This is a genomic window from Klebsiella sp. M041 (assembly GCF_059759695.1).
This window is the reverse complement of sequence record NZ_JCAXWU010000006.1, coordinates 263901-288736: the sequence shown is the minus strand read 5'-3', so window position 1 is coordinate 288736 and position 24836 is coordinate 263901. Positions and strand designations below refer to the sequence as shown.

The 24836-nt window shown below is 60.3% G+C and carries 21 protein-coding genes and 1 CRISPR repeat array; of the genes, 13 read left to right on the top strand and 8 right to left on the bottom strand.

All coding sequences use genetic code 11. From position 1 onward, the window contains the following. Positions 1-340: 340 nt before the first annotated feature. Positions 341-2413 carry a TonB-dependent siderophore receptor gene (locus tag AC6CWS_RS10445; protein ID WP_074442550.1) on the bottom strand — a complete coding sequence of 691 codons (2073 nt, stop codon included), beginning with the start codon at positions 2411-2413 and terminating at the stop codon, positions 341-343. Positions 2414-2917: 504 nt separating this feature from the next. Between AC6CWS_RS10445 and AC6CWS_RS10440 the strand changes: the two genes are divergently transcribed. The 8 genes from AC6CWS_RS10440 to AC6CWS_RS10405 all read left to right on the top strand — a co-directional run bounded on the left by AC6CWS_RS10440 (position 2918) and on the right by AC6CWS_RS10405 (position 10073). Next, positions 2918-3739, top strand: coding sequence for an ABC transporter ATP-binding protein (locus tag AC6CWS_RS10440; protein WP_065881379.1), 822 nt, complete (start codon positions 2918-2920; stop codon positions 3737-3739). After that, entirely contained in the window at positions 3736-4761 is a 1026-nt protein-coding gene (locus AC6CWS_RS10435; protein WP_065881381.1) for a FecCD family ABC transporter permease, read from the top strand. Before AC6CWS_RS10440 ends, AC6CWS_RS10435 begins: the two co-directional genes overlap by 4 nt. Continuing rightward, entirely contained in the window at positions 4758-5810 is a 1053-nt protein-coding gene (locus AC6CWS_RS10430; RefSeq protein ID WP_080901487.1) for a FecCD family ABC transporter permease, read from the top strand. Before AC6CWS_RS10435 ends, AC6CWS_RS10430 begins: the two co-directional genes overlap by 4 nt. Next, positions 5800-6777: an ABC transporter substrate-binding protein gene (locus AC6CWS_RS10425; RefSeq protein WP_074442551.1), complete on the top strand. Its 978-nt coding sequence runs from the start codon at positions 5800-5802 to the stop codon at positions 6775-6777. Before AC6CWS_RS10430 ends, AC6CWS_RS10425 begins: the two co-directional genes overlap by 11 nt. Beyond that, positions 6774-7676, top strand: coding sequence for a MurR/RpiR family transcriptional regulator (locus AC6CWS_RS10420; protein ID WP_065881385.1), 903 nt, complete (start codon positions 6774-6776; stop codon positions 7674-7676). Before AC6CWS_RS10425 ends, AC6CWS_RS10420 begins: the two co-directional genes overlap by 4 nt. A 92-nt stretch (positions 7677-7768) precedes the next feature. Continuing rightward, a complete protein-coding gene (locus tag AC6CWS_RS10415; RefSeq protein WP_008804504.1) occupies positions 7769-8536 on the top strand; it encodes a basic amino acid ABC transporter substrate-binding protein in 768 nt (255 codons plus the stop codon). A 63-nt stretch (positions 8537-8599) separates the two neighbouring features. After that, positions 8600-9364, top strand: a complete 765-nt coding sequence (locus AC6CWS_RS10410) for an amino acid ABC transporter permease (RefSeq protein ID WP_004151161.1) — start codon at positions 8600-8602, stop codon at positions 9362-9364. Continuing rightward, positions 9351-10073 (top strand): amino acid ABC transporter ATP-binding protein, encoded by a 723-nt coding sequence (locus tag AC6CWS_RS10405; protein ID WP_065881704.1) that lies wholly within the window; start codon positions 9351-9353, stop codon positions 10071-10073. Before AC6CWS_RS10410 ends, AC6CWS_RS10405 begins: the two co-directional genes overlap by 14 nt. 203 nt (positions 10074-10276) lie before the next feature. Here the strand turns inward: AC6CWS_RS10405 and AC6CWS_RS10400 are convergent, their stop codons facing one another. The 5 genes from AC6CWS_RS10400 to AC6CWS_RS10380 all read right to left on the bottom strand — a co-directional run bounded on the left by AC6CWS_RS10400 (position 10277) and on the right by AC6CWS_RS10380 (position 13881). Beyond that, the gene (locus AC6CWS_RS10400; RefSeq protein ID WP_065881387.1) at positions 10277-10603 is read right to left on the bottom strand and encodes a nitroreductase; all 327 of its coding nucleotides are present in this window, start codon (positions 10601-10603) and stop codon (positions 10277-10279) included. 785 nt (positions 10604-11388) lie between these two features. Beyond that, positions 11389-11625 (bottom strand): MmyB family transcriptional regulator, encoded by a 237-nt coding sequence (locus AC6CWS_RS10395; RefSeq protein ID WP_428992080.1) that lies wholly within the window; start codon positions 11623-11625, stop codon positions 11389-11391. A gap of 79 nt (positions 11626-11704) precedes the next feature. Further along, a complete protein-coding gene (locus AC6CWS_RS10390) occupies positions 11705-12091 on the bottom strand; it encodes a VOC family protein (protein ID WP_065881389.1) in 387 nt (128 codons plus the stop codon). A gap of 40 nt (positions 12092-12131) precedes the next feature. After that, complete coding sequence (locus tag AC6CWS_RS10385; protein ID WP_065881391.1) at positions 12132-12566, bottom strand: VOC family protein; 435 nt, start codon at positions 12564-12566, stop codon at positions 12132-12134. Positions 12567-12681: 115 nt separating this feature from the next. Further along, entirely contained in the window at positions 12682-13881 is a 1200-nt protein-coding gene (locus AC6CWS_RS10380) for an MFS transporter (protein ID WP_044523748.1), read from the bottom strand. A 296-nt stretch (positions 13882-14177) separates the two neighbouring features. On the opposite strand from AC6CWS_RS10380, the gene AC6CWS_RS10375 reads away from it, so the two are divergent. Then, positions 14178-15335 carry a M20 aminoacylase family protein gene (locus AC6CWS_RS10375; protein WP_023290035.1) on the top strand — a complete coding sequence of 386 codons (1158 nt, stop codon included), beginning with the start codon at positions 14178-14180 and terminating at the stop codon, positions 15333-15335. A 45-nt stretch (positions 15336-15380) separates the two neighbouring features. On the opposite strand, the gene fdhF is transcribed toward AC6CWS_RS10375, so the two are convergent. Next, entirely contained in the window at positions 15381-17531 is a 2151-nt protein-coding gene (gene fdhF / locus AC6CWS_RS10370) for a formate dehydrogenase subunit alpha (protein WP_065881395.1), read from the bottom strand. Positions 17532-17777: 246 nt separating this feature from the next. After that, the gene (locus tag AC6CWS_RS10365; protein ID WP_498256400.1) at positions 17778-18857 is read right to left on the bottom strand and encodes a malate/lactate/ureidoglycolate dehydrogenase; all 1080 of its coding nucleotides are present in this window, start codon (positions 18855-18857) and stop codon (positions 17778-17780) included. Between the two features lie 303 nt (positions 18858-19160). Between AC6CWS_RS10365 and AC6CWS_RS10360 the strand changes: the two genes are divergently transcribed. From AC6CWS_RS10360 to AC6CWS_RS10345, 4 genes are all read left to right on the top strand, one after another. Beyond that, the gene (locus AC6CWS_RS10360; RefSeq protein ID WP_065881397.1) at positions 19161-20249 is read left to right on the top strand and encodes an ABC transporter substrate-binding protein; all 1089 of its coding nucleotides are present in this window, start codon (positions 19161-19163) and stop codon (positions 20247-20249) included. A gap of 74 nt (positions 20250-20323) precedes the next feature. Further along, positions 20324-22093 carry an ABC transporter permease gene (locus tag AC6CWS_RS10355; protein ID WP_065881399.1) on the top strand — a complete coding sequence of 590 codons (1770 nt, stop codon included), beginning with the start codon at positions 20324-20326 and terminating at the stop codon, positions 22091-22093. Continuing rightward, positions 22086-23156, top strand: coding sequence for an ABC transporter ATP-binding protein (locus AC6CWS_RS10350; protein WP_002908292.1), 1071 nt, complete (start codon positions 22086-22088; stop codon positions 23154-23156). Before AC6CWS_RS10355 ends, AC6CWS_RS10350 begins: the two co-directional genes overlap by 8 nt. A gap of 251 nt (positions 23157-23407) precedes the next feature. Then, positions 23408-23801: a CRISPR direct-repeat array (repeat unit 28 nt; unit sequence GTCTTCCCCACGTGCGTGGGGGTGTTTC). A 367-nt stretch (positions 23802-24168) separates the two neighbouring features. Further along, entirely contained in the window at positions 24169-24828 is a 660-nt protein-coding gene (locus AC6CWS_RS10345) for a CRISPR-associated endonuclease Cas3'' (RefSeq protein ID WP_225045496.1), read from the top strand. Positions 24829-24836: the final 8 nt, after the last annotated feature.

Sequence of the window (24836 nt, the reverse complement as noted above, 5' to 3'; positions counted from 1 at the left end):
GCGCCGCCCGGCAATGAACATCCGGTGCCAGGCGCCTGTTTTTGCCCGGTGGCGGCTGCGCCTTACCGGGCCTACGAACTGCGACAAATGTCACGGAAACGTAGGCCGGCGCAAGCGCAGCGCCGCCCGGCAATGGGCATCCGGCGCAAGGCGCCTGTTTTTGCCCGGTGGCGGCTGCGCCTTACCGGGCCTACGAACTGCGACAAATGTCACGGAAACGTAGGCCGGCGTAAGCGCAGCGCCGCCCGGCAATGGGCATCCGGCGCAAGGCGCCTGTTTTTGCCCGGTGGCGGCTGCGCCTTACCGGGCCTACGAACTGCGACAAATGTCACGGACCGGCTTAAAAATCCATCTTCACCGTGAACTGTACCTCACGCGGATCGCCAATCTGATTGCCGAGGTTATTGGTGCCGATGGAAGAGGTGTAATAGGTCTTATCAAACAGATTCTTCACATTCACCTGCAGCGTCACCGGATACTGCAGTTTCATCTTATAGGCGGCAAACACATCCGCCACCGCATAGCCCTGCAGATAATAATCCGCGCCGTTGGTGCCGGAGCGCTTGCTGAGCGCATGGCCGCCGCCGCCCACCGTCAGGGTGTTGCTGTTATAGACGTTATGAATGTCATAGGTCAGGAACAGCGAACCGGTGTGTTTCGGTACGTTCGGCAGCGGTTTCCCGGCGTAATCCGGATCTTCCAGCACTTTGGCGTCGGTGTAGCCGTAGCTGGCGATCACGCTGAGGTTATCGGTGATGGACCCCGCCAGATCCACTTCCACGCCCTGGGAACGCACCTTGCCCGCGGTTTTGGCCACCGTCTCATCGCCAATGCTCTCGGTGTACAGCACGTTACGCTTGTGAATATCAAACAGCGCGATATTGGCGGTAATGCCGTTTAACAGGTCGAATTTGGCGCCCACTTCATAGGAGGTGGACTCTTCCGGCGGCAGCTCGCCGATATAGCTGGCGATCGACGACTGCGGCATAAACGACTGGGCGACGTTGGCGAACAGGGAGACGTTCGGCGTCACCTTGTAGACCAGGCCGGCCTTTGGCGTCCATTTCTCATCGCGGCTGTCGGTATTGACGTTAAACGGTCGGCCTTTACCGGCGTACTGGGTGTAGTACTGGTAGCGCACGCCAGCGACCGCGATCCAGTTGTCAGTCAGGTACAGCGCGTCCTGCACATAAGCGGCATAGCTCTCCTGCTGGATCCGCTGGTCGCTGTCGGACGCGGAGACGGTATTACAGGTGTCGAGGGTGCCATAGACCGGATGATAGATGTTAAAGCCTTTGACGTTCTTGCAGCGCAGCATATCGGTGCGCAGCAGATCGTAATTCTCATAGGCGACGCCGGTCAGCAGTTCGTTATAAAAGCCGCCCACCACCACGTTGCCCTGCAGGTCAGCGCGGGTGGAGTGCATCTTCTGCGTTGAACCGTGGGTACCGTCGACCCGGCGGGTGAGGTTGCCGGTCGCCGAATCATAGGCCATTACCCGCGCCTGGTTATCGTTATAGTGATCCTGGCTGTAGCTGTAATCGAAGCGCGCGGTCCAGGCGTCGTTAAGGCGATACTCGGCGTTGAGCTGGGCGAGGTCGGAATAGCCATCGGTAATATTAAACGCTTCATCGAAGCGGGTTTTGCGATCGACGTTCACCGCATGGCCGGTATTCAGATCGAAAATAGTGCCGCGGTCAAAGGGCGCGCTGTAGTCGCGGTGCGAATAGGACGCGGTCACCGTCGCCCGGTCGCCAAACCAGGTCAGGGAAGGGGCGATAAAGCGGCTTTTGTTTTTACCGAAATTGCGCCAGTAATCTTCATTCTGATATTCCCCAATCAGCCGGTACGCCAGATTTGTGCCTTCGATGGGGCCGGTGACGTCGACGCTGCCGGTACCGCCGCCAAAGCTGGTGGACGTCGCGGAAACCGAACCGGAGAACTGCCGCTCCGGACGTTTGGTGATGACGTTGATCAGCCCGCCGGGGTCGAGAATACCGTACAGCGTCGAGGCGGGTCCCTTCAGGACTTCCACCCGTTCGGTGGCGGCGTTAAAGCTGCGCGGCAGAACGGTGCGCAGACCGTTGGTCATGATCGAGCCGTCGCGGTTAGCGCCGAAGCCGCGGCGGGTAAAGGCGTCCTGGGTGCCGCCGAGGGTGTTGGTTTGCACCACGTTGGCGACGTTATACAGCGCCTCGTCGAGCGAGGTGGCGTGCTGATCTTCGAGAACCCGGTCGCTGACGGTATTCACCACCTGCGGAATATCCAGCAGCGGCATCGAGGTCAGCGTCGCGGTAGAGGAGCTGAGCGGTTGATAGCCGCTGGTGGCGCTCTGCTGGGCGCCGTCGGCCACCACGGTGATGGTCTCTTCCGCGTCGTTGTTACCTTTCGCCGCGTTATTTTCCGCGGCCATTAATCCCGGTGAGGCTAAAAAAAGAAGCGAAAAAAGCGCCCGCCCTTGCAACGAGGTGAAGGCGACATGGGGTTGAGTCATTATCTTTTTCTCGTGAACGAATCTGCCTTTGCGGTCAGATAAAGCCAATAAAATGATTGCCCTGAATAATAAAACACGCGATTTAGCGTCTGAATGCGCCTTTATACGTGTAATTGAGAATCATTCAACCATGAAGGAATGTAGTAGTAAACGTTATGCAAGATAAAAAATCAGCGGCGGGGAACAGGGCGTTTTAAACACCTCCATCAGGGAATATCATGTGGTTATCTCTTTGATATTATTTTATTTTAATTCCATTGCGTTAGCGCGGCCTCGCTGCAGTCATCGTCCGCGCCAGAAGACGATGGCGACTATTGACTACTACATTCATCCCCGTCATGATCAAAAGAGAATGAGATTTATTTTGATTTGACTGCAGAATGTCCAGCCATCGCCTGGAACGCTGCGGCGCAGGAGCGAGTTATGCCACAGCGGGTGACACCTGCAGAGCAGGGGATCGTACTGGATGCCCTGTCGGCCGGCTACGGCCAGACCCTGATCGTTGACGACATCAACCTGACCATCCCCACCGGCAAAATGACGGTGCTGGCCGGGGCGAACGGATCCGGCAAATCCACGCTGCTGTCGACCATCGCCAGGATGCTGAAACCGCTCGGCGGCTGCGTGCGTCTGGACGGGCAAGCCATTCATCAGATGCCGACGAAGGCCGTCTCGCGCCAGCTCGGCATCCTGCCGCAATCGCCGCTGACGCCGGAAGGGTTAACGGTTTTCGAACTGGTCTCGCGCGGTCGCTTCCCGTGGCAGGGGCTGATGCGCCAGTGGTCCGACGCCGATGAGCTGGCGGTGGAAGAGGCGCTGCGCTTAACGGGCACCCGCGAGTTCGCTCATCTGCCGGTGGACAGCCTCTCCGGCGGCCAGCGTCAGCGCTGCTGGATCGCCATGGCGCTGGCCCAGCAAACGGCGACCATTCTGCTGGATGAACCGACCACCTGGCTCGACCTGCGCTATCAGGTCGATATTCTCGAACTGCTACAGACCCTGACCCGCGATCATGGCCGCACGGTGGTGACGGTGCTCCATGATCTTAACTTTGCCGTCAACTATGCCGATCTGCTGGTATTCCTTAAACAGGGGCGCATCGCCGGCACGATTAGCGACGGTGAAGTCTGTAGCCCTGAGCTGATTAAACGCGTGTTTGACGTTGACGTGCAGATGTCGATTAACCCGCAAACCGGCAAACCGTTCTTTATGCCGTTTCGCGCCCGCCAGGCGGCGGCACAATGAGTGTGGTTAGCCTGCATCCCGCGCGGCGGCGCGCCCGTCCCCGGCTGGCGCTGCTCCTGCTTACGCTGCTGCTTATTGCCGGCTCGCTGGTGCATCTTGGCCTGGGCGCCCGCTGGATCGCCCCGCAGACGGTGCTGCAGGCGCTGCTGGAGTACAACCCGCGTAACTTCGATCAGCGGATAATCGTCGAACTGCGCCTGGTGCGGCTGGCGGCGGCGCTGCTGACCGGCGCGGCGCTCGGCGTCGCCGGGCTGCTGTTGCAGACGGTGATCCGCAACCCGCTGGGCGAGCCGCATATCCTCGGCCTTAACGCCGGCGCGTCGCTGGCGGTGGTGGCGACCTCTGCGCTGGGGCTCTCCTTCGGCGCTTTCCCCGCCGCGCGGCCGCTGACCGCCGCCTGCGGCGCGGCGCTGCTGTTCGGCGGGGTGATGGCGCTGGCCACTGCCGGTCGCGGCGGAGCGACGCCGCTGCGCATCACGCTGTGCGGGGTAGCGTTGTCGGCGTTTGCGTCGGCGGTGACGGCGGCGATATTAATTCTCGATGAACAAACGCTGCTGGCGATGCGCACCTGGCTGGCGGGCGATCTGGCCGGGCTGAACTGGAGCACGCTGCGGACGGCGCTGGTCCCGGCGCTGATCGGCCTTGGCGTTGCACTGTTCCTTGCCCCGCGCCTCAACGTGCTGGCGCTGGGGGATAAGGTAGCGCTGGGCCTCGGCGTGAACCTCGTCCAGACCCGGCTGCTGGGCCTGCTGGCGATTGCGCTGCTCTGCGGCGCGGCGGTGGCGGTGGCCGGGCCGATCGGCTTCGTCGGGCTGGTGGTGCCGCACGTGGTGCGCCGTTTGGTGACGGAAGATATTCGCCTGGCGCTGCCCCTGGCGGCGCCGGTAGGGGCGCTGGTGCTGCTCCTGGCGGATATCGCCGCCCGGACGCTGGTCGCCCCTCAGGAGCTGGCCACCGGGGCGATGACCGCCCTGGTGGGCGCGCCGCTGTTTATCTTTATCGCCGCGAGGTTTTTTAAATGATGCGCGCCGTCCATCGGGCCGGCTTTCGGCCGCTGGTTTTCGCTTCCCGCCAGCTGCTGCTGCGCCCGGCGGCGCTTAACATTGCCGCCTTAATGCTGCTGATGCTGCTGGCGCTGGGGCTGTACAGCCTCAGCCGCGGCAGCTATCCACTGCCCGCGTCGACGCTGGCGCGGGCCCTGCTGGCGCCGCAGGAGATTGGCGAGCAGTCGCGCTTTATTCTGTTTGATATCCGCCTGCCGCGGATCCTGATGGCGCTGCTGTGCGGGGCTATGCTGGGGCTGGCCGGCGCGGCGATGCAGAGCATCACCCGCAACGGGCTGGCCGACCCGGGGCTGATCGGCGTCAAAGAGGGGGCCAGCATCGTGGTCCTGGCGCTGGTGCTGTTTTTCCCGGCGGTAGGCCTGGTCTGGCGGCCGCTGGCGGGAATGGTCGGCGGCGTGGCGGTGGCCCTGCTGGTCCTGACGCTGGCGCGCGATTGCTCGCGACCGCGCTTTATTTTAATTGGCGTCGGCGTCTCCTGGACCCTGGCGGCGGCGGTCGGCATCTTTATGACCACCGCCGACGTTCGCGACGTGCAGACGGCGATGATCTGGCTGGCGGGCAGCCTGCAGGCCGCCACCTGGCCGCTGCTGGCGGTGGCCTTTTGCTGGGCGCTGCCCGGGGCCATTATCCTGTTCTGTACCGCCCGGGCGGCGGACGCGGCGCTGCTGGGCGACCGGACCGCCATCGGCCTTGGGGTGCGTCTGCAGCAGCTCACGCTGCTGCGCTTTTTCGCCCCGGTGCTGCTGACCTCGGCCAGTGTCTCCTGTGTCGGCAGCCTGGGCTTTGTTGGCCTGATGGCGCCGCATATGGCGCGTTTTGTGCTGCGCGGCGGCCAGGTATCGCTGCTGAGCGGAAGCGCGCTGATTGGCGCCTTGCTGGTGCTGGTGACCGATACCCTTGGCCGGCTGGCGTTTGCGCCGCTGCAGATCCCGGCGGGGATTGTTATTGCCCTGGTGGGCTGCCCGTTTTTTGTTGTCTTGCTCTGGCGTCGCCGCGATGCCCTTTAACCAGGAAGGTATTATGCGTTGGTTCGTCTCATTGCTGCTGTTGCTGACGGGGGCCGTCAGCGCCGCCGACCCACAAACTCAGACTTTTACCGATGATTTAGGCCGCACGGTCACCGTCCCGCTCCATCCGCAGCGTATCGTTTCGATGCACGATCTCGACATTACCATTCCGCTGATTGAGCTCGGGGCGCCGCCCATCGCCAGCCACGGCCGGACGCGACCGGACGGCAGCCACTATCTGCGCTCCAGCGCCCAGCTCACCGGCGTCGATTTCGACAATAGCGATATCCGCTTTATTGGCACCGCCGATATCGATCTGGAAGCGGTGGCCGCCGCCAGGCCGGATCTGATCATCACCGAGCCCAGCCGTCACGTGTCGGTGGAGCAGCTGGAGAAGATTGCCCCGACGGTGAGCATCGACCATCTGCAGGGCAGCGCCCCGGAGATTTACCGCAAGCTGGCGCAGCTGACCGGCAGCCAGCCGCGGCTGGCGATCCTCGAGCGTCGCTATCAGGAGCAAATCAAGCAGCTGAAAGCGATGGTCAACCCGTCGCAGTACAGCGTCTCGGTGATCCAGGCGAACAACGGCAAGGTCACGGTGCATCATTCTTACCACGCGCTGGGTCGGGTGCTGCGCGACGCCGGGTTCCGCTTTCCGCCGTTGATTGAGCGGATCCCCGACGGCCAACGAATTGACGTCAGCGCGGAACAGCTGCCGGAGCTGGACGCCGATTTTGTCTTCGCCACCTGGCGGTCGGATACCGGCGGTAAGCCGCAGGATGAGCTGCAGGCGATGGAAGGCGTGATGCCCGGCTGGTGCGACTTTATGCGCGCCTGCCGCACCGGGCGCTATATTTTGCTGCCGCGGGAGGAGGTGATCTCCAACTCCTACGCCGCGCTCTCTCTGATGGTGGCCCAGGTGCAGTCGCATATTGCCGGCAGACCGATCCCGGCGGAGGCCAAATGAAAAACGCGGTAAAAAAAGAGAAGGGGCGGGTCGACCTGTTCGGCGAACGCTATCGCGCCCGGGCGCATCAGCTCTCTCCCCGCCTGCGGGCCGTGGTCAGCTATATCAACGACAACCGCGAGGTGGTGCTGGAGCAGACGGCGATGGAGATCGCCACCGCGACCCAGACCTCTGACGCCACGGTGGTGCGCGCTATCCAGGCGCTGGGCTTCGCTGGGCTGCGCGAGCTTAAGCAGACTATGGAGCGCTGGTTCGGCACCTCGGTCACCTCGGCGGAAAAGATGCGCTCGACGGTCACTGCACTCGCCAGCGACGTCAATTCCAGTATTGATTTTGTGCTTGAAGGGCACCAGCGGGTCTGCGAGGTCCTGTCGCGGGCCGACAATCGCGCGGCGGTGGCCCAGGCGGTGGCGTTGCTCAGCGACGCGCGCCAGGTGGGGATCTTCGGCATCGGCGCCTCGGGGATCCTCGCCGAGTACACCGCCCGGCTGTTCAGCCGCATTGGCCTGCCGGCTTACGTGATGAACCGCACGGGCTTTAGCCTCGCTGAACAGCTTATCGGCCTGCAGCGCGGCGATGTGCTGATCATGATGGGGCAAAAATCCCCCCATCGCGAAGGGATGACCACCCTGCGCGAGGCGAAGCGGCTGGGAATTCCGACCATCCTGCTGACCCAGGCGGTGGACTCGCGCTTCAGCCAGGAGGCGCAGGTGGTGATCGACGTCCCGCGCGGCGGGGACAGTAGCCGGATGCCGCTGCACGGCACGGTGCTGGTCTGTCTGGAGATGATTGTCCTGTCGGTGGCCTCGACCACGCCACAAAAAACGGTGAAATCCCTGAAGCGAATCAACGACCTGCACCGGGCCATCGGTAAATCCGGCGGTAAACGGGCCAGTTGATAAGATAATTCACCAGCGGGAAGGTTTCCGGTTGCATACAAAAGTAAGTGTGTGTATTTTTATGCAAAATAAATGCATAAAAAGGATATCTCATGGTTAAGAATTTGCTCAAAGCGTGTTTCATGATGGCCGCGCTGACGGCAGCCGGACAGGCGGCTGCGGAAACCTACACCGTCGGCTCCGGCGGCACCTACCGGCCATTTGAATTTGAAAACAGCCAGAAACAGCTGGAAGGTTTTGATATCGATATCATCAAAGCCATCGCCAAAGCCGAAGGCTTTGACGTCAAACTGGTCAATACCCCATGGGAAGGCATCTTCGCCACGCTGAACACCGGCGACCGCGACATCATCATCTCCGGGATCACCATCACCGATAAACGCAAACAGATGGTCGATTTCTCCGCGCCGTACTTCCCGGCCGAGCAGTCTATCGTCGTCGCTCAGGATTCGCAGGTCGATTCCCTGGCGGCCCTGAAAAACGAGAAGGTCGGGGTGGTGAACTCCAGCACCGGCGATATCGTGGTCTCTGAGGTACTGGGCAAAAACAGCACGGCGATCAAGCGCTTCGACAATACCCCCCTGATGCTCCAGGAGCTGTTCGAGGACGGCGTCAGCGCCGCGGTGGGTGACGTCGGGGTGGTGAAGTACTACATCAAACAGCACCCGGAGAAGCAGTTCAAGCTGGTGCCGGATGCCAAATTTGAACGCCAGTATTTCGGTATCGCGGTGGCGAAAGGCAACAGCGAACTGCTGGGCAAAATCAACGCCGGTCTGCAGAAGATTGTTGCCGACGGAACTTACGCCAAAATCTATAAAACCTGGTTCGACGACAACGTGCCGACGCTGCCAGCGCAATAACCCACCTTTTTCAGTGACCACGGCTATCGCCCAGGCGATAGCCGTATTTTTTAGGGAAGGACTATGACGGGATTCCGTTGGGAGATCATCGAGGAGTACGGCCCGCTGTTTGTGGACGGCGCCCTGATGACGATTAAATGTACCATTATCTGCGTGATCCTCGGGACGCTGTGGGGGTTAACCCTCGGTCTCGGACGGATGGCTAAGGCCGAGCACGGGCCATGGAAATATATTCTCCGCTACCTGGTGCAGTTTCCGGTGCGCTTTTACGTTAGCGCCTTCCGCGGTACGCCGCTGTTCGTGCAGATCATGGTGGTGCACTTTGCGCTGGTGCCGCTGTTTATTAACCCGCGCGATGGCCTGCTGGTGACCAGCGGCCTGATGAGCGCCGACTTTGCCCGCGAGCTGCGCGCCAGCTACGGGGCGTTCCTCTCCTGCATTGTGGCGATCACCCTTAACGCTGGAGCCTATGTGTCGGAGATTTTCCGCGCCGGCATCCAGTCGATCGACAAAGGGCAGATGGAGGCCTCCCGCGCGCTGGGCATGCCGTGGTGGAAAACCATGCGCAAGGTGATCCTGCCCCAGGCGTTTCGCCGCATTCTGCCGCCGCTGGGCAACAACGCCATCGCCATAGTCAAAGACTCGTCGCTGGCCTCGGCGATAGGCCTGGCCGATCTGGCCTATGCCGCGCGCACCGTCTCCGGCGCCTACGCCACCTACTGGGAACCCTATCTGACCATCTCCCTGGTCTACTGGGTGATCACCTTCCTGCTGGCGCAGCTGGTTAACCGTCTGGAAAAGAGGTTTGGCAAAAGTGATTCACATTAATAACTTACATAAGCGCTTCGGCGACAGCCACGTGCTGCGCGGCATCAGCTGCGACATTAAACCGCAGGAAGTGGTGTGCATCATCGGCCCCTCCGGCTCGGGGAAAAGTACCTTTCTGCGCTGTATGAACGCCCTCGAGACGGTCAGCGAAGGCGAGGTGGTGGTCAACGGCTTTGCCGCCCACGACCGCACTACCGACCTCAACAAGATCCGCGAAAGCGTCGGCATGGTGTTCCAGCGCTTTAACCTGTTCCCGCACATGACGGTGCTGGAAAACCTGATTATGGCGCCGATGAATCTGCGCAATATGCCGCGCCAGCAGGCGGTCGACCTGGCGGAAGCCTTGCTGGCGAAGGTGGGCTTAAGCGATAAGCGCGACGCCTGGCCCTCGAGCCTGTCCGGCGGCCAGCAGCAGCGCGTCGCGATTGCCCGCGCGCTGGCGATGAAGCCGTCGATAATGCTGTTCGATGAGCCCACCTCTGCGCTGGATCCGGAGCTGGTGGGCGACGTGCTGGAGGTGATGAAAAATCTCGCCAGCGAGGGGATGACCATGGTGATCGTGACCCACGAAATGGGCTTTGCCCGCGAAGTGGCCGACCGGGTGATCTTCATCGACCAGGGCGTGATTCAGGAAGAGGGCAAGCCGGGGCAGATCTTTAGCGCGCCGACCAACCCACGCACCGCCGCGTTCCTCAGCAAGGTGCTGTAAACCGGGCGGGCTGGCGCCAGGCCAGCCCAGCCCGCTGAGTGTGGGCCAGCCCAGCCCGCTGAGTGTGGGCCAGCCCAGCCCGCTGAGTGTGGGCTGGGGAGCGTGAGGGAGTGTAGGCTGCTTTTAGCGTGGTTGGGGAAGGTGTGGGAGTCAGGGTGGGGCAGAGTTGGCCCAGGAGCGGACCATATCGGCCATTGACATGGTTAACGCCCCGATACACGTGATTTATCCGCCTCGACATTTACGCTGACATTCAATCTTTTGGCTTCTATCGTTATCATTTTTTGCGCAAGCGCCATGTCCCCACCGTGCACCCGGTCTATCAACGTCTGGACGATTGTCATCATCAAAAAAGGCTGATTGGCAGGATAAAACTCTGTCATATCAATGCCATGCTCCGCAAGTTCCTGGTGTGCGGCTTTTTCTGTTTGTTCAACAATATTAGCGACTTCCGCAGTCATTTTATCGATATGCTTGAAGACAACGCGATTGATAAAGTCAATTTGCTCAGGCGTGAAATTCTTTTCCATCCGGACTTACCTTTGAGTATTTTAAGTATCCTGAAGCATATCATACCCTGACCAGAGGCGACGGAACCACTGGACGCCTGAAGCTATGCCTGAACATTACAGAGGTTATTACGGTAATCATTTCTTTGTTGTCGAAATGCCCGATGGCGGATTGGTGGCAACGGGGTATCTGGATCTTACCGGGGAAGCGTAGAAGCGATTAAAAGAGGGCTGAAACAGTTAACCCTGACCTCAACACCCAATGCGCAAACCTTCTACGAAAAGCATGGCTTTATGTTTATCAGGGAAAGTAAATACCCATCAAGACTTGCCCAGACAGATGTACGCGGTATGGACATGTCTATTGCACTATAAATTTGAGTTTCCTGTTGCCTTTCAATGTCAACCCTTCGCTCAGCGCTGAAACTCACCAAAGCCACCATCGCCTGGATTTTCTGCCACCGGTCAAAGCGAGTGCGTGGTCCCATTTTTTTAGAATGGCCGTTTCGCCCGCGAAGGAGAGCTTTTGCTCCAAATGGAAATACCGAAATGGCCTTAAGCGACCGGGAATATTTCACCTTATGATGTGAGCGATCCCACTGTTTTTTACCTTGTTATGTTCTGCTTTAATCATTCACAGAAGTGCCATCAGCTTTTAAACTCCACAACGCCTGTCTTCTGTTAAACATTTATCCCGAAAGACCGGTTTCCTGTTCCTGTCGGGCATACACCACCAGCCGCAGGTGTCGGTCTTCATCAACGGTCAGTGAGGTGAATTCGAAAGGGACGGGCTGCTCGTCGACCAGTCAATGACGGACACCATGGCACGGGACCTGCACCTGATGTTGCCGCCACCATAATTTAAACGCTGGCGAGATCCGTTCCAGATCGTTGACCAGTTCAGGAATGTCGGTACTTTGGCTGGCGCGGGTAAAATCCCGGCGAAAGCTGGACAACATCAGCGGCGCCTGTTGCTCCCAGTCAACGATACGCGCCTGCAGGACTGGTCTGCTGGCTGTTGTGGATGATGCAAAAATCGCCACGAATACCGAGATAAACGGCGTTTATCCCTTAACGTCCGGGTCAAACTTAACCGCGAATATGCAGGGTGAGAAATGAGGCTCACCGCGCATAATAAACAAACGCCAGCTTATTGCCGTCGGGATCGCGGACGTAGGCGCTGTGAAAGCCGTCGCCATACTGCGGACGGTGACCGGGCGCGCCTTCGTCACGCCCGCCGAGGCGCAGGGCGAGGGCATGCAGTTCCGCAATATGTTCGACGGAGCGGGCGTTAAGCGCCACCATCGTTCCATTGCCCACCCCGGCAGGCTGCTGATCAAAGGGGACGCCCACGCACAGCCCGCAGGTGTGGTTGCCGTTGAAGGTGCCCCATGAGGCGCCTTGTTCGTTACGGCCGGCTTTGGCGTGCCCCAACAATGCCATTAACGGGTCATAGAACTCGATGGCGCGTGGTAGATCGTTCGTTCCCAGCATAATGTATGAAAACATAGTGTCCTCCTGTTGCGGGCAAAAGGTGACTCTCGCCCGCTTACTGCGTGAAGCGGATGGCAACAGACCCGGCGCTGCGCTCAGCCTCGCCATGGTACACCGCCTCAATATTATTCCCCTGCGGATCCAGCACAAAAGCGGCATAGTAACCAGGATGATAGTGTCGTTCGCCAGGCGCGCCGTTATCGCGGCCGCCATGGGTCAGCGCTGCATGGTAAAAAGCGTCCACCATGTCGCGATCTCTGGCCTGGAACGCCAGATGGTGGCGCCCAGTCAGTTTCCCGGCGGCCTCCGGGCTGTGGCGTGAGGCCACCACCAGTTCGTCAGCCAGCAAGTATTCATTGGCGGTGGCGATCGCCGGGATCTCCAGCGCCGACAGTACGGCGGTATAGAAGTTTTTGCTTGCCTCAAAGTCTTCGACAACCAGCAGAATATGATCGATCAATCTGCCACGATGTAAGGTATTGCTTTCCATGGAATGTCCTCCTGGCAGGGGGGCCGGCAATGGTTAACAGCAGTGAGCCAGCAAAAACAGGATGCCCTCCGGTAAGGGCCATAAAAAAGGCTGGCGCCAGGCCAGCCCGTCAGGACTACTGCGCGGACTCCGTCGCTTCGTCCATGTCCTCTTCCTGCTCGCTGGCGAGCAGGGTTTTCTCGTTTTTACACAGACACTGGATCAGCAGGAACAGCCCGCCGCTGGCCACCAGGGTGGCGATCAGGCCATCGTAGCCGGTGATGCCGATCAGCATGCCGCTGACTACCGGTCCGGCGACGCTGCCGGCGGACCAGAAAAAGCCGAACAGGGCGTTAATCATAATCAGCTTCTGCCCGCTAAAGGTTTTCCCCGCCCGCACCAGCGACAGGGTATACAGCGCCCCCGCCGCGGCGCCCAGCAGCAGACAAATGGCCATCAGCTGAATGCGTGAGCCGAGCATCAGCGGCAGGGCCAGCAGCGACAGGCTGAAGACCACCGCGCAGGCCAGATGCACGCGGCGAATGCCGACCCGGTCGGCCAGCCAGCCGAGCGGGGTCTGGAACATCGCATCCCCGGTAAGCACCACGGTCACCAGCAGCACCGCCATTCCTTCATTAAGCCCCTTGTCCATGCCGTACAGCGGCAGCAGGGCGAGGATGCTGGCGTCGAAGAAGGCGAAGCAGAAGACCCCGGAGGCCAGTACCGGCAGGAAGGCGCCGAGGCTGCGCCAGCTGGCGCGCTCCCCAAGGCTTTCTCGGGTGCCGGTGGGCAGATGGCGCAGCATCAGCAGGCAGACGGCGGTGACCGCGACGATCGCCATCAGCGCCGAGGCCTGCCAGGCGGGGCCGACGGAGATCAGCAGCGGCCCGGCCAGCTGGCAGCCGGTAAAGGCCGAGGCGTAGATGCCGGTGAGGGTGGCGCGCTGGCTGCCCGCCGCGCCGCCGGTGATCCAGCTTTCGCCCAGTACGATAATGACCCCGGAGGCCAGGCCGGTCAGCAGGCGCGGCAGCAGAAGCAGCGTCATATCGGTGGTCATGCATGAGGCGATGGTCGCCAGCGCCAGCAGGATCAGACTGCCGCTCAGCAGCACGCCCATTTCAACGCGCCGGCACAGCGCAGGAGAGAGGAAAGAGGAGATCATCATACCGGCGGGCGGCAGGGCGGCCAGCAGGCCGACGTACAGCGGCGCAACCTGCTGCTGCGCCAGCTCAAGACTGATTAACGGCACCGTATAGCCGGTGATAAATCCCACGAGCGACGCGGCCATGATCATCGCCAGCGTGGGGGCAAGACGATTCTGGTCTGGGTTAAACATTTTATTTCCGATGACGGAGAGGTCAGTAGTGGATCCTTCGGCAAATTGCCGTCCTGAGTTGCATAATAATTAATCGCCTGGCCGTTGTCACCGTTGAAATCACTCCCAAAAAAGGTCCGCCCGGCGGCGGCTGGCGTGTACGCCGCGCCGCCGCCGCATTTCGTGACGTTGTCAGCGTGTTAACGACAGGATATAACGGAGGGAGCGGCAGCGACCCGGCGCCGGTGAGCGACGGGGAAAAACGCAGCGCATGACCCAATTATTCAGCATTACGCTATGCAGGAAAGGAGTAATACATGGCCGTATCGCCGTCACTGATCGCCGAAGCCACAGGCTGGCGACGTGAGTTTCACGCCGCGCCTGAGCTCGGATATCAGGAGCAGGAGACCTCGCGCCGCGTCGCCGAGCTGCTGGTCTCGTTTGGCCTGCAGGTTCATCGCGGGCTGGCCGGCACCGGCGTCGTGGCGACGCTGGAAAACGGCCCCGGGCCGGTTATCGGCCTGCGCGCCGATATGGACGCCCTGCCGATCACCGAGCTGGGGAGCGTCAGCTACCGTTCGCGCCGCGCCGGGGTAATGCACGCCTGCGGCCACGATGGCCACACCGCGATGCTGCTGGCGGCCGCGGCCCATCTGGCGCAGACCCGCCAGTTCAGCGGTACCGTCCACTTTGTCTTCCAGCCGGCGGAAGAGAACCTTGGCGGCGCGCGCAAAATGGTGGAAGAGGGGTTATTCGAACGCTTCCCGATGGATGCGATTTACGCGCTGCATAACTGGCCGGGGATCCCCCTCGGCGAAGTGGCGCTCAGCGATGGCGCGATGATGGCTTCCCTCGACGCCTTCGAGATCACCCTGCGCGGCAAAAGTTGCCATGCGGCGATGCCGGAGAGCGGGGCCGATCCCATCGTCGCCGCGGCGCAGCTGATTATGGCGCTGCAGACCATCCCCTCCCGTCGCCTGTCGCCACAGGATTCCGCGGTGGTCAGCATCACCCAGATAAACGGCGGCGAGGCGATCAACGTCCTGCCGGACACCGTGGTGCTGCGCGGCACCTTCCGCTGCCTGAGCAATCGCGTTCGCGCCCGCGTGCGGGAGCTTATCGAAAGCTATGTGGCCACCCAGCCTCAGGTGTCCGATGTCCGGGGCGAGATTAGCTGGTTTCCCGGGTATCCGGTGACCAAAAACCATGCGCCGCAGGCGCAGCTGCTGCGCGAGGTGGCGGTCGCCACCCTCGGCGCGGAGGCGGTGCGCTGGAACCAGGCGCCGTCGATGGCCTCGGAGGATTTTGCCTGCATGCTGGAGGTCTGTCCGGGGGCCTATTTCTGGATCGGCACCGATGGCGAAACGCCGTCGAAGCCGTTGCATAACGCCAGCTATGACTTTAACGACGCGCTGATTAGCCACGGGGTGGCGATGTGGGTGGCGCTGGTGGAGAAACAGCTGCCGGCGGCGTAACCCGCCGGCAGCGGCAGGAGGGAAGGGAGCGCGCGCTCCCTGAGGTCAGACGTCGGCGGCGGCTTTCAGTCGCGCCTTCATGTCGCTGTAGGCAGTCCAGGCATAGCGCTCCGCCCACTGCTGGTCGGCAATCGCTTCCACTTTCACCGCACAGTATTTGGTCTCCGGCGTTTTGGAGATCGGATCCAGGTTATCCTGGGTCAGCTCATTACAGGCGCCCACCCACCACTGATAGGTCATATAGACCGCGCCCGGGTTGATGCGATCGCTGAGGTCGGCGCGAGTGATAACCTTTCCGCGCCGGGAGCTAACCCACACCAGCTGTTTGTCGGCGATCCCCAGCCGTTGCGCATCCACGGGGTTCATCTGCACCCGTCCCGGCTCGTCGGCCAGCGACTGCAGCGCGGCGCAGTTGCCGGTCATCGAGCGGCAGGAGTAGTGCCCCACCTCCCGCACCGTGCAGAGCACCAGCGGCCATTCATCATCCGGACGCTCCGCCGGCGCGCGCCAGGCGGTGGCGAAAAGCTGCCCTTTACCCGATGGGGTGTCGAAGCGGTTGTCTTTATACAGCCACGGCGTGCCGGGGTGGTCGAGGGTCGGGCATGGCCACTGAACATGGCCCATATCGCCCATTTTCTCCCAGGTCACGCCGTAGAACAGCGGGCAGAGCTCGCGCATCTCGTCCCAGATCTGCTGGTTGTTGTCATAGTGCATCGGATAGCCCATTTCGCTGGCCAGCAGACTGATGATCTCCCAGTCGCGCTTCACATTCCCCGCCGGCGGGATCGCCTGTTCAAACCGCTGAAACCCGCGGTCGGCGCAGGTGAAGACGCCGCCGTGCTCGCCCCAGGAGGTGGCCGGCAGCAGGACATCGGCAATCTCCGCCGTTTTGGTCATGAAGATATCCTGCACCACCACGAAGTCCAGCGCCTCGATGCCTTTGCGCACCAGGCCGAGGTCGGCTTCGGTCTGCAACGGATCTTCGCCCATAATGTAATAGGCTTTGATCTCGCCCGTCAGCGCCTTATGCGGCACCTCGGTGATGCGGGTGCCGACCTGGTCATCCATCTGCGCCGGGTTGATCCCCCAGGCGGCGGCGAATTTCGCCCGCACGGCTGGGTCGGTGACCTCCTGATAGCCGGGGAACAGGTTCGGCAGCACGCCCATATCGCAGGCGCCCTGTACATTGTTTTGCCCACGGACCGGGCCCACGCCGACGTTCGCCCGTCCCAGGTTGCCGGTGAGCAGCGCCAGGCTTGCCAGGCCGCGCACCACGTCCACCGCCTGGCCAAACTGGGTGACCCCCATGCCCCACATAATGGTGGCGGAAGGGGCGGCGGCAAACATGCGCATTGCCTCGCGGATCGCCTGCGCGCTGACTCCGACAATCCCTTCCACTGCTTCCGGGGCGTAATCCTTCACCGCCTCGCGGTAGGCGTCCAGCCCTTCGGTATAGCGTTCGACATAGGCTTTGTTGTACAGCTCTTCTTCCAGCAATACATAGCCGAAGGCGTTCACCAGCGCCATGTTGCTGCCGTTGTTGAGCTGCAGATGACGGTCGGCTATGCGTGCGGTTTCAATGCGTCGCGGATCGCAGACGATGATTTTGGCGCCGTTTTCCCGGGCTTTGATCACCCGGCGGGCGACGATGGGATGGGAGTCGGCGCAGTTGTAGCCAAAGACCAACAGGCACTTCGAGTTTTCGATGTCGCTTATCGAGTTGCTCATCGCCCCGTTGCCCAGCGCCTGCTGCAGCCCGGCGACGGAAGGGCCATGGCAGACGCGGGCGCAGCAGTCGACGTTGTTGGTGTTCAGCACCGCACGGGCGAACTTTTGCATCACATAGTTGGTTTCGTTGCCGGTGCCGCGCGAGGAGCCGGTGGTCATGATGGCGCGCGGGCCATGCTTCTCTTTGACCTCCCTGAGCTTGCTGGCGGTATAGCGAATCGCCTCCTGCCAGCTGACCGGCGTGAAGGCGCCGCCTTTCTGGTAGCGGATCATCGGTTGTTTAAGACGGGGCGTCAGGAGCTGCGTGTCATTAAGAAAATCCCAGCCGTAATAGCCTTTCAGGCACAGCTGGTTCTGGTTGGTGACGCCGTCGGCGGCTTCCGCGCGAATGATTTTATTGTTGTCGACAACCAGTTTAAGTTTGCAACCCGCCCCGCAGTAGGGGCACACGCTCGTGATTTTTTTCATCAGTAACAGACCTGTTAACAGTGAACAGAGGATCGCTGTCGCGCCGGGCCCGACGGGCAACGATCGCGGTATCGCCTGGTGGTGATGCGGACGCAGGCCCGCTGCGCTATGCAGGTCTCGTGCCAGAATTTAATTTATTGATTTAAAATCAAAAATAACAGGGGAGGGATGACGGGAGCGTGACCTCGTCACTAATGACAATGACGCAGAGCGCCGACGTCAGACGCTCTGCAGGGGATAATGCCGCTACGCGAGAGGGCGGCAGCGGGCGATATGCGACTCGCTCAGGCCGACGTCGCGCGCGGCGGCGCAGATCGCCTGCCAGCTGCCCGCATCCAGCGGGATCCCCTCGGCCAGGCGCGCTTCGCGGTTGGCGGCCTCCCATTCGCCGGGGGCCAGCACCGGGGCATCGGGATCGTGCGGCGACTGTTTACACCATGCGATAAAGGCCTCCGTCTGCGCCTGGCTGTCCGGGGCATCGAACGCGTCCGGGCGCAGGATCACGGTGGTCATGCAGTTAAAGATGGCGTCGACGCTGGTCTGCAGGCTTTCCTGATGGGTGGTTTGCCCCCCGGAGAGCGCGCCGCCGAGCACTTCGCACAGTGTCGCCAGGGCATAGCCTTTGTGCTGGGCGAAGGTGAGCAGGGCGCCCAGCGGCGAGGTCTGCATCACCGCCGGGTCGGTGGTGGGCACCCCCTGGGCGTCGATCAGGCAGCCGGGCGCCACGGCTTCTCCTTTGTGCCAGGCGACGCGGGTTTTACCAAAGGCGATGGCGCTGGTGGCGTAGTCCAGCAGCAGCGGCGGATGGCCCGCGCGGGGGAACACCACGCACAGCGGGTTAGTGCCGAAGCGGCTGTCTTTTCCGCGGAACGGGGCGACCATCGGGTCGCCGATCACGCTGACGAAGTGAATGGAGATCAGCCCGGCGGCGGCGCACTGCTCCGCCCAGTAGCCGATGCGTCCGACGTGATGCGCATTGCGCAGGGCGATAGCCGCCATGCCGTGCTGCTTCGCCTTTTCGATGCCTAACTGCATCGCTTCGTGGGCGACCACCTGGCCGAAGCCGGCGTTGCCGTCGAGGGTGACCACGGCGCCGGCGTCTTTGGTGACCGTGGCGTGGCGGTTCAGCTGCAGAAAGCCGCCGGCGTGGGATTTCACATAGCTTGGGATCATCCCGACGCCATGGGAGTCATGCCCGGCCAGGTTGGCGGCGATCAGATGGTCGGCGACCAGCGTCGCTTCTTCTGAGCGGCTGCCGAGATGGGTAAACAGTGAGACGACAAACTGATGCAGATCCGTCGCCAGAAAGCGGTGTCCTGTTGGCACTGATTCTCTCCTGTAGTCTGTTGTTATTTTGTTATGTTTGCCGTTTTATGCTGCGCCGCCCGGCGCAGAAGGTCAAGGGCGGACTCTCCCGGCGACAGGCCCCTGCGCCAGCGCCTGGGTTATACGACAGACGATAAAAAACCGGTCCGGGATCGCGTTTTAATTAACGTCATAAACACCACATTTTTAAATTCTGCCACTGTCACAAAAGCCAGAAAAAAGCCAGCCCCGGCGTTGCAAGGGGAGCTGATACCACTATATGTTAAATTTGTGTTTATTAATTGATGATTAAAGGTTGGTATCATGTATAGGAAAATAAGTGGTTTAGTGGTTTCACTGACGGCCGTTTTCGCCTGTGCCGCCTGGGCGGAGGTGCCTGCGGGCTATCCGGCGGATTATCAAAAAACGGTTGATGCCGCCGTCAAAGAGGGCAAGGTGGTGATCTATTCCACAACCGATACCAAAGCGGCCGGGCCGTTAATTAAAGGATTTGAAGCGCAATATCCGGGCGTAAAAGTCGAATATAACGACATGAACAGCACCGAGCTGTATAACCGCTATATCAGCGAGCAGGCCGCCGGGGGCGGCAGCGGGGACGTGGTGTGGAGCTCATCGATGGATACCGCGCTGAAATTAGCCACCGAGTACGCGGAACAATATGCCTCGCCGGAGGTGAAGCAATTACCCGACTGGGCGGTGTGGCAGCAGAAAGCCTATGGCACCACCTACGAGCCGGTGGTATTTATCTATAACAAACGACTGATCCCGCAGAATGAGGTGCCGGACTCGCACACCGCGCTGGCCAAATTGATCGCCAGCCAGGCCGATAAATTTAAAGGCAAAGTCACCACCTACGATATCGAAAAATCGGGCCTCGGCTTTATGCTGGCGGTCCAGGACAGCCAGGCCGACGCGAACTATTTTACCGATCTGGCGAATATCGCTAAAGGCGGCCTGACGGTGCAGTCTTCCACCGGCACGATGATGGAGCGCGTCTCCTCTGGCGAAAACCTGATCGGCTATAACATTCTTGGCTCCTATGCCGAAGCGCGGGCGAAAAACGATCCCTCTTTAGGCATCGCCTATCCGAAAGATTACGTGCTGGTGCTCTCCCGCGTCTCGTTTATTAGCCAGGAGAGCGAACATCCTAATGCCGCGAAATTGTGGCTGGATTATGTCCTGTCGGAAAAAGGTCAACAGATCCTCGCCAGCCAGGCGGATATTCCCTCTCTTCGTCGCGATATTGAAGGCAAAAATGATATTGACGGCATGACCACGCTGCTGGGCAAAGCGTTAAAACCGATCCCGGTCAACGAAACGCTGCTGGATTATTTACAGCCGCAAAAACGTCTGCAGTTTATTAAACAATGGCGCAGCGCCGCCGCGAAATAATCCTCCCCCGGGGCATCGCCGATGCCCCTTATTCACACCCGGCGGGTTTATTCACCTGACCAAAGGGATGAACCATGAATGTAATACGCAGAAAGTGGCAGGGGCTGCCGCGCGGCGTGGTGGTGTGCATCACGGCGCTGGTGATTTACGTCCCGCTGTTATTTATTGTGGTGCAGAGTTTTCTCTCCGCGCCGTTCTTTTCCCGCTCTAAATCCTGGAGTCTGGAAGCCTTCGCCTTTATTTTTACCGACCCGGATTTTTATCTGGCGTTAAGGTCTGGGTTTATTCTGGCCTTTGGCCTGGTGATTATCGCCATTCCGCTGGGCGGTATTTTGGCCTTTCTGATGGTACGCACCGATTTACCCGGTCGGCGGTTCATTGAGCCGCTGATCCTGGTGCCAATCTTCGTCTCGCCGATGGTGCTGGGCTTTGGCTACGTGGTGGCCGCCGGGCCGGTAGGCTTCTTTTCCCAGTGGGCGCAGCAGCTGATCGGCTTTGTGCCGTGGAATATCTACTCGATGTTCAGCATTGTGGTCATCGCCGGCTTAACCCACGTGCCGCACGCCTATCTCTACATCTCCTCGGCGCTGCGCAGCGTTGGTTCGGACGTGGAAGAGGCGGCGCGCACCGTCGGCGCCACGCCGCTGCAGGTGATGACTTCGGTGAGTCTGCCAATGGTGCGGCCCTCCATTCTTTACGCCTGCGTGCTGCTCTTTTTCCTTGGTCTGGAAGTCTTCGGTCTGATGCTGGTGCTGGGCGACCCAGAGGGCAACATGGTACTGGCGACCTATCTCTACAAGCTGACCAATAAGCTAGGCACCCCCTCCTACCATCTGATGGCGGCGGTGGCGGTGGTGCTGATCTGCATCACCATCCCGCTGGTCATGCTCCAGCGTCGGCTGATGCGCACCGCCAACCGCTTTGTCACCATGAAGGGCAAGGCGTCGCAGGCGCGGGCGCTGCCGCTGGGCAAATGGCGCTGGGTGGCCGGGGCGGTGGTGGTGGCCTGGCTGACGGTGACCATCGGCGTGCCGCTGCTCGGCGTGGCGCTGCGCGCCTTTATCTCCAACTGGGGCGTCGGCGTGTCGCTGTGGGATGAGCTGTCGCTGACGACGTTCCACAATATCTGGCAGCAGCCCAACCTGCTGCGGGCGATCGTCAACTCGATGGCTATCGGCATCGTCGGCGGCGCGCTGGCGGTGATCTGCTATCTGTTTGTTGGCATCGCCATGCACCGCAAAGCGGACAACGTCACCCGCTTTCTTGATTACAGCGTGCTGGTCCCGCGCGCGGTGCCGGGGCTGCTGGCCGGTCTGGCCTTCCTGTGGGTGTTCCTGTTTGTGCCGATGTGGCTCGATCAGTCGCTGAAGCATGGCTGGCTCTCGGCGCTGCCGGTGGCGGACTGGCTGCGGGAGCACCTTATCGTGCAGCTGCGCGCGCTGCGCAATACCATCTTCAGCGTCTGGCTGGCCTACACCGTGGTATGGATGGCCTATGGCCTGCGGCTCATCTCCTCAACGCTGCTGCAGGTGGGCCCGGAGCTGGAGGAGGCGGCGCGCAGCACCGGCGCCTCGCGGGGGCAGATCACCCGCCACGTCACCGTCCCGCTGTCGCGCTATGGGCTGATTGGCTCCTGGCTGCTGATGTTTCTGATCTTTGAGCGCGAATATTCCACCGGCGTCTATCTGCTGTCGCCGGGTACCGAAACCATCGGCTCGATGCTGGTGTCGCTGTGGGCGGCGGGGGCCATCGATATCGTCGCGGCGCTCTCCTTTATCAATATTCTGCTGGTGGTGATTGGCCTTGGCATCGCCCTGCGCTTTGGAGTGAAATTACATGATTGAGTTATCGGTAGAAAATCTGCATCTCACCTATGGCGACAACCCGGTGCTGAAAGGCGTGTCGATGACGCTCGGCCGGGGGGAGGTGGTGTCGCTGCTGGGGCCTTCGGGAAGCGGCAAAACCACGCTGCTGCGGGCGGTGGCCGGGCTGGAGAAGCCGACGAGCGGACGGATCGCCATCGGCAACCGCACGGTGTACGACGGCACGCCGCGCAGCGAAATCCCGGCCGAAGAGCGTAACCTCGGCCTGGTGTTCCAGTCCTATGCCCTGTGGCCGCACAAAACGGTGTTCGACAACGTGGCCTATCCGCTGAAGCTGCGTAAAGTCGCCGCCGGGGAGATAAAGGAGCGGGTGCAGCGCGTGCTGGATCAGCTGGGGCTGGGGCATCTTGGCAACCGCCATCCGCACCAGCTCTCCGGCGGCCAACAGCAGCGGGTGGCCATTGGCCGGGCGCTGGTCTACAACCCGCCGGTGATCCTGCTGGATGAGCCGCTCTCTAACCTCGACGCCAAGCTGCGCGAGGAGGCGCGGGTGTTTCTGCGCGAGCTGATCATCAAGCTGGGCCTCTCGGCGCTGATGGTCACCCACGATCAAAATGAAGCGATGGCCATCTCCGATCGTATTCTGCTGCTGAACAATGGCGTCATCGAGCAGCAGGGGACGCCACAGGAGATGTACGGCAGCCCGGCGACGCTGTTCGCCGCCGAGTTTATGGGCAGCAATAATCGCCTGCACGGCAAGGTGATGGCGCTGGAGAACGGCAGGGCGCGCATCGAAGGCGCCAGCTGGAGCCTGTGGGGGCGAGCGGGCGAGGGGGTCAGCGTCGGCGAGCCGGCGACGGCGGTGATCCGCGTCGAGCGCCTGCGTCTTGACGGCGCGGCGCAGGATAACAGTCTCCAGTTACCGCTGCTGACCAGCATGTACCTCGGCGACCGCTGGGAGTACCTGTTCCGCACCGAGGGCGACGACTTTCCGCTACGCGCCTACGGAACCGCGCTGCGCGATGCTGAACACTGCCATCTGACGCTTCCGGCGGAGGATGTGTGGATTTTTCCGCAGCGGTAACTACGCGAAGCCACGGAAGGCAAGCGTCAGGTTATAACGCTACGCTATGGGATGACAAAAGCACTTTGCGTCCGGCTATGGGCCGGGCAGGCCAGTAGGCTAGACCGATCCTGGTCAGCAGCCAGTCGACGGTGGTGACATTGAGACAATCTTGTCCGCTGGATGAATGTTGAAGCTGACGCGAAAACCCTGCGGAGTGCAATTATCGTAAATCTGGTGTTTTAATAAGCTGCTAAACACAATATGCTGGTGTCTTCCCCACGTGCGTGGGGGTGTTTCCATGTCACTATGATTTACCACCGGTTCACCCATGTCTTCCCCACGTGCGTGGGGGTGTTTCTACCGACTTTGGTCGGCCTTATCTACCCCGAGCGTCTTCCCCACGTGCGTGGGGGTGTTTCCACGATTGACCAGGACGACGGATCCAGCACACGGTCTTCCCCATGTGCGTGGGGGTGTTTCCATGCTCGCGCAGCGCCAAACCATCAGTTATGAGTCTTCCCCACGTGCGTGGGGGTGTTTCCTGGATGCGTCAGCATATCATTGACTCCACATTGTCTTCCCCACATGCGTGGGGGTGTTTCCGCAGAAAGCACGCTGGCTTCTGCTATCAGCGCGTCTTCCCCACGTGCGTGGGGTGTTTCACGTGACCGTTTATCTGATGCAGACGCATCAATGCGTGACATTATGGTCCTTAACGTACATCAATGTCTTCGATATTTCGTTTAGCCAGCTCCGTCCTATATAATTTTTATATGATTTCACTTATAAATATTCGTGAACTATGTTTGTTTTATACTTTCTAAAATGACGTATAAAGCGTTAGGCTTTATGACTCATCTGGAGATATCGCTCTTCCTATTAATTATTTTTAATTTTTTATATTATTATTTTGGGTTTTTATAATAAATTCAGTCTGTTGTGTGTGCTTTTTTATTTTATAAAAAGTTATTTATAAATCCCCCTATTTTTAGTATTAATAAAGGGCACATGATTTTTAAGGAAAAATTCCATGAGGCGCTTAACCAGGGTTTCGCTTCAAAATCAACATGCCACCGCGGCGATAAGTTATGAAAACTGCCCAGCGAAAACCCGAAGGTTGAATGATGGCCGCGTGGTGCAGGGACGCTCGTTGTTGAGCCATTGTCAGATTGTCGGGGAGATAGCTCGTGCGCTAATAGCGCGCTATCCCGAGCCGATGCGAAGTCGATTGTTTCCAGCGGGAAGTGAAATGGCGGCCGCCTGCCACGATATCGGAAAGGTCAGTCCAACCTTTGCTGCTAAACTTTTTGCTGCATGCGACGTTAATGACAAGCGTCTTTCTGCGTTATCGGCGGTGAATCCGGAGCTGGAGACACTTTGGGGAGGTCATGCAGGCGTCAGCCAGGCGACAGCGGAAAGTTTACAAGCCCCGCGCTATGTTCCCGAGATCCTCGGCCAACACCACGGTTTTAATCCAGCACTCAACGGCAGGCGTGGCGATGCTGATGTATTCGGCGGGTTGCTCTGGTTTGATGAGCGTAAAAAACTCGTGGATAAGCTGAAAGCGGATCTGGTCGCCGATTGGCCGGCATTTAATTCAGTCGCTCAGGCTCGCGTGGTTGCCGGGTTGACTTCGGTAGCGGACTGGATTGGCTCCGGTGAGTTTTTTGAAAATCCAGATCAAGCGTGACAGCCCGT